Origin of the sequence: Paraburkholderia sp. BL21I4N1, from assembly GCF_002973525.1 — a bacterium.
In the GTDB taxonomy this organism is placed as follows: Bacteria; Pseudomonadota; Gammaproteobacteria; order Burkholderiales; family Burkholderiaceae; genus Paraburkholderia.
Window position 1 is genome coordinate 184,792 of sequence record NZ_PVEN01000015.1, and the last position, 11,594, is coordinate 196,385.

Consider the following 11,594-nt stretch of genomic DNA (forward strand, 5'->3'; position numbering starts at 1 on the left):
ACATCCCTCGATGAAGGAGTCACTTCTCGCAACCGGAAGCATAGCTGGGATGGCGCAATTCATTCACTACAAAAAGCGCAATTAACTGTTTGAAGAAATCGAAGAAAGCGTTGGTAGCTGTCCTGTCGGCGGCGGGTTCGATGAATGAATCGGCGCAATCGACGCACCAATGGCGGCCATGGGTCGCGCAATCCGACACGTCGGGACGCATATCAGGCAGGCCCCAACTCGACATCGGTTTCACCAACACGTGACATGCAGCGATAGCTACGCACAACTACGAAGTCGGCGCCACGCGCCAGATTGAAGCGAGCAGCGCGAGTCGGATGGCGGCACCGACCATGCGCAACGAAAAGCGCTTAACCGCGAGCGCACGCTGTCCAACGCAAACGCCTGCAGGGAAATTGCACTAGTATGTGGTGGCTCCGTACGCAGCCGAAACGTCGGTGCGGCGGTGCATCAAGTCCGGAGAAGACCATGATTACGCTGCGAAAATTGAATCTGGCTGTGGTGTTGTGGGCGTTGGCGTCAGGCGTTGCCTTTGCCGATACGGTGGCGCTGAAGGCGGATCTTGAACCTTCGAGCGAAGTGCCGCCGCGCGTGAGTCACGGACACGGCATGCTAAACGCCACGTTCGACACGTCGACTAAATCTCTGCAGTGGACCGTCACCTACGAAGGCCTGAGCGGCCCGGCTACGGCCGCGCATTTCCACGGTCCCGCTCCGGTCGGGCAGAACGCCAAGGTGCAGGTGCCGATCGACAAGGACGCGCTCGCGAGCCCGATCAAAGGTTCGGCGGCGCTGAGCGAACAACAGGTGACGGATCTGATGGCGGGGCAGTGGTACTTCAATGTACATACCGCGCAAAACCCGACGGGCGAAATTCGCGGGCAGGTTTTACCGGCGAATTAAATTAGTCGGAAAGGCTTGAACGGAGGGTGGATCGCGCGGTTTTGGGATTAGAAGCCGCCGTCCACCGGCGCCGCATCGAACGCACGTACCATGGCGGGACACTAAAGAAGGAGTGTGTCCCCAATGAGCTGGCAAAGTGCACTCGCAACATGGTATCTGCGCAGGCAATTTCGTCCGGAAACCCTCAAGCCGGGCATCAATGTCGAGAGAGCGCGTGCGCTGACCGCGAAGCGGGCCTGGCCGCCACGCGTGCCGCGCGGCTGGCATCTGCGTGAGTTGTACGGCGCGGACGACGCGCCCTTGCGCGGCGAATGGCTCGAGCCGGCCGGCGAGTCGCACACAGCGCACGTCAGCCCCATCGTGCTGTTTTGCCATGGCGGCGGTTACTACTTCTGTTCTCCGAAAACGCATCGGTCGATTGTGTTCGGCCTCGCGACGCGCGCCAAGGCGGCGGTGTTTTCGCTGGACTATCGTCTCGCCCCGGAACATCGTTTTCCCGCCGCACTCGACGACGCCACCGCGGCCTATCGTCGATTGCTCGCCGACGGCATCGCGCCCGAGTCGATCGTGATTGCCGGCGATTCAGCCGGCGGCGGCCTCGCGCTGGCCACGCTGGTGGCGTTACGCGACGCCGGTGATCCGATGCCGGCAGGCGGCCTGCTGTTCTCGCCGTGGACCGATCTGGCCGCGACCGGCGCCAGTATTCACAGCAACGACGGCCTCGACCCCATGTTCAGCGGCCGCGCGATCGCGCCGGCCGGCCAACTCTATCTCGGCGAGACGCCGGCCACGCACCCGCATGCCTCGCCGGTCTATGCCGACCTGCACGGCTTGCCGCCGCTTTTCATGATGGCGGGCAGCACCGAGGTGCTGCTCGACGATTCGCGGCGCGTGGCCGACAACGCGCGCGCGGCAGGTGTCGACTGTGAATTCGAGGTGTGGAGCAAGATGCCGCACGTCTGGCCGATCTTCGCGCCGTTCATTCCCGAGGCCAATCGCGCGCTCGACCGCTCGGCCGCTTTCGTGCGGCGCGTGACGAGTCGCGGCTCTGGCGCGAATCAGCCGTCGAGCGCGATGTCGATGGTTTGATACGCGGCTTCGACGGTTGCCTGACCGTATTGCCGCTCGAGTCGCCGCACGGTGAAGTGACCGTGCGCGACCTGCTGGAAATGGTCGATGAACACCGTATTGACCATTGCGCCGAGCACCGCGCCGATCGCGGGAATCGACTTCGCGGCGATCTGTTCGCTGACCTGCACCGAAAAGCGCGCGGCGATCGTGTTGAGCAGGCGCAGCAAGGCCGCCGAGCCGTGCGCGGTAAATCCCTTGGTGGCGATTTCCGACGACGCCTTCGACACCGCCTGCGCCAGCGCGCCACGCATGATGAAGTAGCCGAAGTCGGCATCGTCATCGGCGGTGGATGTGCCGCCCATGCCGAGCACCGTCAGACACTGCAACTGCGTGTCGATCGAACTCAGATCCTCGCCCTCGCTGCGCGCGATGTCGCAGATCGAGCGAAACATCAGCGTGGTCGTGACCGGCAACTCGACCGGTAACGCGAACAGCCCGAACGCACCGCCGGCCGCGCCGGTAGTCGCCACCGCGAACTTGTGCAGCAGGTTGCTCGGCCGGTCGGGCACGATCAACGGGGCCGCGTCCCGGCGCCCGAGCGTGCGCAACGCGATCGACAGGCATTTGCGCAACGCCAGCTCGGTTGCGTCGGTGACCTTTTCGTTGGCGAACGCCGGCATGCGCGACATCAGTTTTTCGAGCGGCGAGCCGACGATGCTGGCCAGTTTCATCGCCAGCGCGGGGCTTTCCAGTTCGTGTTTGGCGCGCCGCAGCGCGCTCAGGTCTTCATCCGATAGGGCTTGTGCGGCGAGCGAACTCGGCTCCATGTGCCTCCCTGGCGTCATGTTGAATGCATTCTTCAGTCGATTGCCGCTACGGTAAACCGTCGCGACACGTCCCGTTTAGAGCGCCGGCTCGTGGTATGATTCCCAATCATTTGACGAGTCAACAGTTGCTCTATCAAAAATGGCTGTCCATACTGCGGCCCACCACTCGAGTGGGCAAGTTTTACCGTTCCGTGAATCGCTTCTGGCGATGCTCGGCATCTCCTTCGTCACCATGCTCGTGGCGCTCGACCAGACCGTGGTCGGCACCGCGTTGCCCACCATCGTTTCGGAACTCAAGGGGTTCGAGCTCTATGCGTGGGTCGCCACATCGTATCTGCTGACCTCGGTGATTACCGTGCCGATCTTCGGGCGGCTCGGCGATTACTACGGGCGCAAGCCGTTCGTGATCGCGTCGATCGTGGTGTTCACGGGCGCGTCCGTGCTGTGCGGCGTCGCGAACAGCATGATGTTCCTCGTGCTCGCGCGCGGGCTACAGGGCATTGGCGGTGGCATGCTGGTCGGCACCGCTTTCGCGTGCATTCCCGATCTGTTTCCCGATTCCGTGGTGCGTTTGCGCTGGCAGGTGCTGATGAGTTCTGCATTTGGTATCGCCAACGCAGTGGGGCCGTCGCTCGGCGGCTTCCTCACGCAGTATTACGGCTGGCGTTCGGTCTTTTATGTGAATCTGCCGGTCGGCCTGTTGTCGCTGTTTTTCGTCTGGCGCTTCCTGCCGCATCTCCGGCACGTCGAGCATAAAGGTAAGATGCGGCTCGATTGGCCCGGCGCCGTGTTGATCGCGGTGGCGCTCGGCTCGCTGCAATTGTTCGTCGAATTACTGCCGAAGCATGGCGTCACGTTGAGCGCCCTGGCGCTGCTCGCGTTGAGCGTCGCCTCGGCTTACGCGCTGTGGCAGTGGGAAAAGCGCTGCCCGACGGCGATCCTGCCCGTCGACATGTTCCGCAACCGCAGTCTGGCCGCGCTCTTCACGCTCGCCGTGCTGGGTGGTTTTTCGATGTTCTCGCTGCTGTTCTACGCGCCGTTGCTATTCCAGGGCGGCTTCGGCATGTCGCCGAAAGAGGCGGGGCTCGTCATCACGCCGCTGGTGGTGTTCATCACGATCGGCAGTATCGCGAATGGGCGCATTGTGTCGCGTGTGCGCAATCCGAATCTGATGCTGTACATCGGCTTTGCGCTTCTCGCGCTCGCGTGTCTCGGCGTGGTCGTCGCGACGCGCGCCATGCCGCAATGGCTGCTGATGACGTTCATGGTGATCGGCGGCCTCGGTCTCGGTTTCGTGATGCCGAACCTGACGATCTTCGCGCAGCAGACGGCCGGCCGCGAGCACCTCGGTATCGCCACCGCGCTGCTGCAGTCGCTGCGCATGATCGGTGGCATGCTCGGCACGGCGCTCACCGGTACGCTGGTCAGCCATATGTACGCGAGCGGCGTGCGCAGCGCGCTGGAAAACGATCACGCCTCGCAATGGTTCAGCGATCTCGGCGATCCGCAGATCCTGATCAATCGCGACGCGCAAACCACCTTGCTCGGCCAGTTGGCGCATGCGGGCCACAACGGCGCCATGCTGCTGGAAAGCGCGCGCGAGGCGCTGGTCGCGGCGATTCATCTGGGGCTCGCGATGGCCGCCATCATCGCCGTGGTGTCGGTGTGGCAAAGCCGCCGTGTGCCGCCGGTCAAGCTTCAGCGCAAGCTCGAGCCAGTGATTCACGCGGATTGATTTTTTAGACTTACCGGTTTACTGAAGATATGGAAGAACAGGATCACGTCGCCGTCATGCAGCAATTCGGCCGCACCTATCGGGCGTTCATGTCGGCGTTCGAGGCGCAGGTGGGTCATCCGCTGCCGCGCTGGCGCATTCTGCTCGCGCTGCACGATCAGGCGGGCGAGTCGTCGCAGAAGCGGCTGGTGGAGCGCTTGCGCGTGGATCCGGGCGCGCTGACGCGGCAGTTGAAGGCGCTCGAAGCGTTGGGCTGGATTGCGCGCAGCATGGACGCGCGCGATAATCGTGTGACCAACGTGCGTCTGACCGAAGCAGGGCAGGCCGCGACGGAGGCCAGTTTGCCGCGTCGCAAGGCGTTCGTGCACGACACGATGGCGGCGCTGCCGGACGACGTACTGGGCGCGCTGTCGGGCGCGTTGAAGATGCTCGAGGCGAGGATCGGAGAAGTGGTGGCAGCGGGTAACGATAACGCCGCTGACACCAGCGCTATGCAAGCAGCAGAAAAAGCAGAAGCGGCGAACAGCGCGGCGTCGCGCTAAGACGCCGCCGGCGCGCTTCAGATCTCTCGCAAAGCGCGCCGTTCAGAACACGATCAGAAGAACGTCTCGATCACTTCAGTCACGCGATACGCCGGATCGACCACCAGCACTTGACGCCACTTGTCGAACGTCAGGCACGGATGCGAAATGTCGAACGCGATCATGTCGCCCACTTTCAGATCGGCGCCGGCCGGAATCCGCAGATAAGCGTGCTGATCCATCAAACCGAAAATCTCCCAGCCTTCGCTCGCCGCGACATCGCGCGGGGCTTCATTGCCCGGACGATAGTGGCGCGACGGCTCCGGCATGCCCGCGTCGAACGCGGAGTCGCGCTTGCCGAGCCCGATGATCGCGCGATCCGGCTCGGGAATCGACTGCACGTACGCCCACAATTGCAACGCGGGTAGCAAGCCTTCGCCCATTTTCTTCGCGACCGGATTACGCGCGAAGATATCGGTCTGCGCCTTGCGATAAACGCCGACGTCATGCGTCAGGTAACAGCCGGGGCGCAACACGATCTCGACCTTGCCGTCTTCCGACGCTTTCACGAATTCTTCCGCGACCACGTCGTACCACGCTGATCCCGCACCCGACAACACCGCCGGTGTGCGCGCAAAGCGGCCTTCGTCGACCAGCGCGCGCGTGACCGCGACCGCGCTTTGCAGGAACTCGCGCACTTCGTGTTCTTCCTTCAGCACGCCCTCGTACAACTCGACACCGGCCAGCTTCAGCACGTCCGGATAACGGGCGATCGCTTCGAGCACCGCGTTGCGCTGCGCTGCGTCGCGCACGCCAGTGCGGCCGCCCGGCACGCCGAGTTCGAGCAGCACCTGCAACTGCTTATGCACCGACGTGAAGAACTCGCCCAATTGCTCGACCCCCTCGACTGAATCGACGAGGCAGAAGAATTCGAAATCCGGATCGCTCAGCAACTCGGCGACCATCATCATGTTGCGGCGGCCCACCAGTTGATTGGCCATCAGAATGCGCGACACGCCGCCGTGATAAGCCGCGCGCACCTGATGTGCCGTGGCGAGCGTGATGCCCCACGCGCCGGTGTCGAGCTGGCGGCGAAACAGTTGCGGCGCCATGGTCGTCTTGCCGTGCGGCGCGAGCTTGACACCGTATTCCGCGACGAACGCCTGCATCCATTTCAGGTTGTGTTCCACGCGATCCGCGTACAGCACGGCAGCCGGCAGGCTGACGTCTTCGTTCAACAGATTCCACTCGAGGCGGGCGGTGTCCGTCAGTTGGATGCTGGCGCCCGGAACCATGCCCAAGCCCTTGCTATAAGGATCAATCGTCGCGCCCTGATAGTTTGTAACTTTCATGTCTCCCTGCTCCATCGTCCAGTTAAATTGAATCAAAGTTGACTTTAGCATGTTACCGAAAGTACGATGATCGAAGAAATGTTATTTAGTACCACGGTTCGCGTTACAACCCGACGAAGGCTTTTTGTCAGCCTTCGAGCGTCATCCCACAGTCTGCAATGAACTCAACCGCCGAGCCGTTGACCTTCGATATCGTCGCGCGCATCGCCGAATGCGCGCCGGAACTGCGTTCGGCCGAGCGTAAGGTTGCCGCGCTGATTCTCGACGATCTGACGGGCGCGTCGCGCGCCAGTATCGGTGCGCTCGCGCAGCAGGCCGAGGTGAGCGTCGCGACCGTCACGCGCTTTGCCAAGGCGGTGGGTTGCCGCGATGTGCGGGAACTGAAGCTGCGGCTCGCGCAGGCGGCCGCGGTCGGCCAGCGCTTTCTGCAGCCTGGCGGCGCGGGCGACGCGCCCGAGCCGATCGCTACCCGCATTTTCGACGAATTGCAGAACGCGCTGGCGCATAACCATCAATTGTTGCGGCAGGCGCCGTTCAGCGATGCGGCCGCCGCGTTGCGCGCCGCACGGATGATCTACGTGTTCGGCATGGGTGGCGGCTCGACCGCGCTCGCCGACGAAATGCGCTTTCGTCTCGTGCGACTCGGCCGACCGGTCGCGACCTATCAGGACGGCTTGCTGCAGCGCATGGTCGCGAGCACGGTGTCGCGCGAGTGCGTGGTGATTGCGCTGTCCACCACCGGGCGCGTGCCGGAAATGGTCGAGAACTGCAAGATCGCGCGCAGCTACGGCGCGAGCGTGATCGCGTTGACCGCGCCGGCCTCGCCGCTCGCCCGGCTCGCCGACTGGGTGATTCCAATCGTCGCGTTCGAAACCGATTTCATTTACAAGCCGTCTTCATCGCGCTACGCGATGATGATGGCGCTCGATGTGCTCGTCACCGAACTCGCCGTCAGTCAGGGCGACGAGAGCCGCGAATTGCTGCGCCGCATGAAGCACGCGCTCGACGCGCACCGCGGCGGCGGCGATCGACAACCGTTAGGAGACTGATCCATGCATTCGCATCCCGAAGCCGCCGACACGCTGATCGTCGGCGCGCAACTGTATGACGGCACCGGCGCGCCGCCGGTAGAGCGCGATGTCGCGGTCCGCGACGGGCGCATCGTCGCAATCGGCAATCTGTCGAACTGGCTGGCCGAGGACGTGGTCGAGGCGAACGGGCGTGCGTTGGCGCCGGGTTTCATCGACGTCCATACGCACGACGACACGCACGTGATCCGCTCGCCGCAAATGCTGCCGAAGATCACGCAAGGGGTCACGACGGTGATTGTCGGCAATTGCGGGATCAGCGCGTCGCCGGTGGCGTTGAAGGGCGATCCGCCGGATCCGATGAATCTGCTCGGCGAGCGCGACGCGTTTCAGTATCCGACCTTCGCCGCCTATGTCGACGCCGTGAACGCGGCGCGTCCGGCAGTGAATGTCGGTGCGCTGATCGGGCACACGGCATTGCGCAGCAATCAGATGGACCGGCTCGATCGCGCGGCGACGGCTGGGGAAATCGACGGCATGCGCGCGCAACTCGAGGAGGCATTGGCGCATGGCGCGCTGGGTCTGAGTTCAGGGCTCGCGTATGGCTCGGCGTTCGCCGCGCCGACTGAAGAGGTGATGGCGTTGGCCGAACCGCTCGCCGCCGCTGGCGCGCTCTACACGACGCACATGCGCACCGAGTTCGACGCGATCCTGGACGCAATGGACGAAGCGTATCGGGTGGGCCGTCATGCGCATGTGCCGGTGGTGATTTCGCATTTGAAGTGCGCGGGACCGTCGAACTGGGGGCGCAGCGAGGAAGTGCTGAAGTCGCTCGAAGGCGCGCGGCGTTTGCAGCCGATCGGGTGCGATTGTTATCCGTACAACCGTAGTTCGTCGACGCTGGATCTGAAGCAGGTGACGGGCGACATCGACATCACGATTACGTGGTCGGAGCCGCATCCGGAGATGGCGGGCAAGCTCGTCAAGGAGATCGCGGCGGAGTGGGGCGTGACGCAGCAGGAAGCGGGCAAGCGCTTGCAGCCGGCGGGCGCGGTGTATCACAACATGTCCGAGGACGACGTGCGGCGCATTCTCTCGCATCCCGCGACGATGGTCGGCTCGGACGGATTGCCGAATGATCCGCTGCCGCATCCGCGCTTGTGGGGGGCGTTTCCGCGCGTGCTCGGGCATTACGCGCGCGACGCCGGTTTATTGCCGCTTGAAGAGGCGGTGCGCAAGATGACCGGTTTGTCGGCGCGCCGGTTTGGGTTGGCGCAGCGGGGCGAGGTGCATATCGGCTATCACGCGGATCTGGTGCTGTTCGACCCCGCGAAGGTGCGTGACGCGGCGACGTTTGAAAAGCCGCAGCAGGCGGCCGATGGGATCGACGCGGTGTGGGTGAATGGTGTGCTGACGTATCGCGATGGCGAAGTGACCGGGGAGCGCGCGGGTCATTTCGTGGCGCGCGGCGCGGCGTCGAAGGGCGATGCGCAGGGTGCGTTTTGAGCGGGTTGTTTTCTGATTGATGTGGCAGGCAGTGGTGTTTGCGCTGCGTGCCCGACTTTTAAGGAGTGTGACGATGAAGCGTTATGGCGTTGAAGGCGGGAAAGGAACGGGTGGTCAGCATATGCCGTTTGCTCGTGCCGTTGAAGCGGATGGCTGGTTGTTCGTTTCCGGACAGACGCCGATGGAAAATGGCGAGGTGATCAATGGCGGGATTGTTGAGCAATCGCACAAGGCGATTCAGAACGTGTTCGCGATTTTGAAGGAAGCAGGGTATGGAGCGGAGGATGTGGTCCGCTGCGGCGTGTGGCTGGATGATCCGCGAGATTTTGCTTCGTTTAATAAGGTTTTCCGCGAGTACTTTGGCGAAAATCCGCCTGCGCGGGCTTGTGTGGTTTCTTCGATGGTGATTGATTGCCGGGTCGAGGTTGATTGCGTGGCGTATAAGAAGCCCGCGGCCTGATTGGGTTTGGTTTGTTGGCCTTTCGTTGAATTGCGACTGATCTCAAGAAAAGGCCTACAACCCCAAAACCCAGTAATTTTACTGGCGAGCCAACCGCATATTATCCGGCATAGGCAAATTATAGTTAGTGCGAAACGGGTTGATATCCAATCCGCCGCGCCGCGTATAACGCGCATAAACAGCCAGCTTAACCGGCTTACAGGCTTTCAACACATCGATAAAAATCCGCTCGACACACTGCTCATGAAACCCGGTGTGATTCCGATAGGAAATGATGTACCGCAACAACCCCGCATGATCGATCTGCGGCCCGACATAATGAATCTGCACGGTGCCCCAATCCGGCTGCCCGGTCACCGGACAATTCGACTTCAGCAGATTGGAAAACACCGTCTCCTCAACCGGCGCCTCGTCGAGCGCCGCACTCAGCAATGAAGCATCCGGCTGATAAATATCAGTATCCAGATCCAGCCGATCCAGCGACAACCCCTCAAACTCTTCCATCTGCAACTTGCCGAACTCATACGGCGCAGTCAGATGCACGGACACAGTCGCCCCGCACGAAGCCGACACGTCCCGCTTGATCGTGTCGCGCACCACCTCCATCGACTCGAACGCGGTCTGCGCAAACGAGCCGAGATACAGCTTGAATGACTTCGACTCGACGATATTCGGCGAATCCGCCGGCACGAAGAACGTGGCCACCGCGATCTGCGGCTTGCCGCGTGCATTCAGCCACGACAACTCATACGCGTTCCAGATGTCCGTGCCGAAAAACGGCAACTGCGCGCCAATGCCGATCGCCTCGCGCGCATTCTTGCGCGCAATCGGAAACAGCAACGAAGCGTCGTACTGTTCGGTGTAGGTGGAAGCCTTGCCCAGCGGTGATTGTTCGGGTGTCATGATGCGTTCACGATGCCACTCAGCACGTGCCCCGTCGCCGTCACGACGCGGGCCGATTCGCAATGGCCAATTTGGTCGTCGAAGAAAAAGTCCGGCTCGAATTCGCGCAAAAATGCGCTCTTGTCGAGGCCGCCGAGAAACATCGCTTCGTCGATTTCGATGTTCCACGCCATTAATGTGCGGATCGCGCGCTCGTGCGCGGGCGCCGAGCGCGCTGTCACCAATGCCGTACGAATATGCATCGGCGCAGCTTCATCCGCGAGTTTTTGCAGCCGATGCAGTGCTTCGAGCAACGGCTTCAACGGACCGTCCGCCAGCGGCAGATCCTTGTTGTGAATCTCATGACCGAGAAAGGCCTTCAGCCCGTCTTTCTGGAACACGCGCTCGGCTTCGTCGGAAAACAGCACCGCGTCGCCGTCGAAGGCAATGCGGATTTCGTCCGGATACTTGCTCGCCATTTTCGCCGATTCGGGCAACACGCGCGCGGCAGGGAATCCGGCGGCCAGCGCGTCACGCACGTCGTCCTGATTCGCGGACAGAAACAGCGACGCGTTCAACGGCTTCAGATAACCGAACGGCGCGCGCCCGCGCGTGAAAACGCCGCGCTCGATCGCGAGGCCATGTTCGCGACACGAGTGAAACGCGCGCAATCCGCTGATCGGATCGCTGCGCGACAAGATCACCACTTCCACGCGATGCCCGCCGGCATTCAACGCCAGCAGCTTGCGAATCAGCGGAAAGGCCACGCCGGGTTTGGCGGGCACGGTCAGCCGGTCGCGCTGCAGCGCTTCATACTGCGGGAGATTGCCGTCCTCGTACACGCGGTTCTCTTCCTCGAAGTCGAACAGCGCGCGCGACGAGATTGCCACCACCAGTTTGTCGACAAGCGTAAGAGCCATCTGCGTGTTTCAGTCCTAAAAGGTCAGGCGAGGAATAAGCGGTACACCGGGTTCTGCGTCTCTTCCCAGTTCGGATACCCGAGCGTGGCGAGAAACTGGTCGAACGCCGCGTTCTCGCTTTCGGGCACCTGAATACCGACCAGGATCGAGCTGTAGTCCGCGCCCTGGTTGCGGTAATGGAACAGGCTGATATTCCAGTTCGGTGCCATCGACGATAAAAACTTCATCAGCGCGCCCGGCCGTTCGGGAAACTCGAAACGGAACAGACGTTCGCTGTGCGCGAGTGGCGAGCGGCCGCCGACCATGTAGCGGATGTGCTGCTTCGAGAGTTCATCGAAGGTCAGGTCCACGGTCGCGAAACCGTGTGCTTCGAATGCGCC

The 11,594-nt window shown here is 62.4% G+C and carries 12 protein-coding genes and 1 pseudogene; 7 read left to right on the top strand and 6 right to left on the bottom strand.

What is annotated here, in order from left to right:
* Positions 1 to 19: 19 nt before the first annotated feature.
* Positions 20 to 235: a hypothetical protein gene (locus tag B0G83_RS38310; RefSeq protein ID WP_146120313.1), complete on the bottom strand. Its 216-nt coding sequence runs from the start codon at positions 233 to 235 to the stop codon at positions 20 to 22.
* A gap of 242 nt (positions 236 to 477) precedes the next feature.
* On the opposite strand from B0G83_RS38310, the gene B0G83_RS29535 reads away from it, so the two are divergent.
* Both B0G83_RS29535 and B0G83_RS29540 read left to right on the top strand, forming a co-directional pair.
* Positions 478 to 912: a CHRD domain-containing protein gene (locus B0G83_RS29535; protein WP_105510918.1), complete on the top strand. Its 435-nt coding sequence runs from the start codon at positions 478 to 480 to the stop codon at positions 910 to 912.
* A 123-nt stretch (positions 913 to 1,035) separates the two neighbouring features.
* Positions 1,036 to 2,001: an alpha/beta hydrolase gene (locus B0G83_RS29540; protein ID WP_105510919.1), complete on the top strand. Its 966-nt coding sequence runs from the start codon at positions 1,036 to 1,038 to the stop codon at positions 1,999 to 2,001.
* Here B0G83_RS29540 and B0G83_RS29545 read toward each other — a convergent pair.
* Positions 1,971 to 2,810, bottom strand: coding sequence for an EcsC family protein (locus B0G83_RS29545; RefSeq protein ID WP_105510920.1), 840 nt, complete (start codon positions 2,808 to 2,810; stop codon positions 1,971 to 1,973). The genes B0G83_RS29540 and B0G83_RS29545 overlap by 31 nt on opposite strands.
* Positions 2,811 to 2,949: 139 nt before the next feature.
* Between B0G83_RS29545 and B0G83_RS29550 the strand changes: the two genes are divergently transcribed.
* Together B0G83_RS29550 and B0G83_RS29555 are read left to right on the top strand one after the other, a co-directional pair.
* Positions 2,950 to 4,545: an MDR family MFS transporter gene (locus tag B0G83_RS29550; protein WP_105510921.1), complete on the top strand. Its 1,596-nt coding sequence runs from the start codon at positions 2,950 to 2,952 to the stop codon at positions 4,543 to 4,545.
* A 29-nt stretch (positions 4,546 to 4,574) separates the two neighbouring features.
* A complete protein-coding gene (locus B0G83_RS29555) occupies positions 4,575 to 5,087 on the top strand; it encodes a MarR family winged helix-turn-helix transcriptional regulator (RefSeq protein ID WP_105510922.1) in 513 nt (170 codons plus the stop codon).
* 53 nt (positions 5,088 to 5,140) lie between these two features.
* Here the strand turns inward: B0G83_RS29555 and B0G83_RS29560 are convergent, their stop codons facing one another.
* Positions 5,141 to 6,418 carry an amino acid deaminase gene (locus tag B0G83_RS29560; protein WP_105510923.1) on the bottom strand — a complete coding sequence of 426 codons (1,278 nt, stop codon included), beginning with the start codon at positions 6,416 to 6,418 and terminating at the stop codon, positions 5,141 to 5,143.
* A 158-nt stretch (positions 6,419 to 6,576) separates the two neighbouring features.
* On the opposite strand from B0G83_RS29560, the gene B0G83_RS29565 reads away from it, so the two are divergent.
* From B0G83_RS29565 to B0G83_RS29575, 3 genes are all read left to right on the top strand, one after another.
* Positions 6,577 to 7,467 carry a MurR/RpiR family transcriptional regulator gene (locus B0G83_RS29565; RefSeq protein WP_105510924.1) on the top strand — a complete coding sequence of 297 codons (891 nt, stop codon included), beginning with the start codon at positions 6,577 to 6,579 and terminating at the stop codon, positions 7,465 to 7,467.
* 3 nt (positions 7,468 to 7,470) lie between these two features.
* Positions 7,471 to 8,952, top strand: a complete 1,482-nt coding sequence (locus B0G83_RS29570) for an amidohydrolase family protein (protein ID WP_105510925.1) — start codon at positions 7,471 to 7,473, stop codon at positions 8,950 to 8,952.
* A 73-nt stretch (positions 8,953 to 9,025) separates the two neighbouring features.
* Entirely contained in the window at positions 9,026 to 9,412 is a 387-nt protein-coding gene (locus tag B0G83_RS29575) for a RidA family protein (RefSeq protein WP_105510936.1), read from the top strand.
* Between the two features lie 78 nt (positions 9,413 to 9,490).
* On the opposite strand, the gene queF is transcribed toward B0G83_RS29575, so the two are convergent.
* From queF to B0G83_RS29590, 3 genes and pseudogenes are all read right to left on the bottom strand, one after another.
* A complete protein-coding gene (gene queF / locus B0G83_RS29580; protein WP_035553478.1) occupies positions 9,491 to 10,315 on the bottom strand; it encodes an NADPH-dependent 7-cyano-7-deazaguanine reductase QueF in 825 nt (274 codons plus the stop codon).
* The gene (locus B0G83_RS29585; RefSeq protein WP_105510926.1) at positions 10,312 to 11,214 is read right to left on the bottom strand and encodes a 5'-nucleotidase; all 903 of its coding nucleotides are present in this window, start codon (positions 11,212 to 11,214) and stop codon (positions 10,312 to 10,314) included. Before B0G83_RS29585 ends, queF begins: the two co-directional genes overlap by 4 nt.
* Before the next feature lie 23 nt (positions 11,215 to 11,237).
* Positions 11,238 to 11,594 (bottom strand): annotated as a pseudogene (locus B0G83_RS29590) (threonine ammonia-lyase, biosynthetic); the annotation flags it as partial.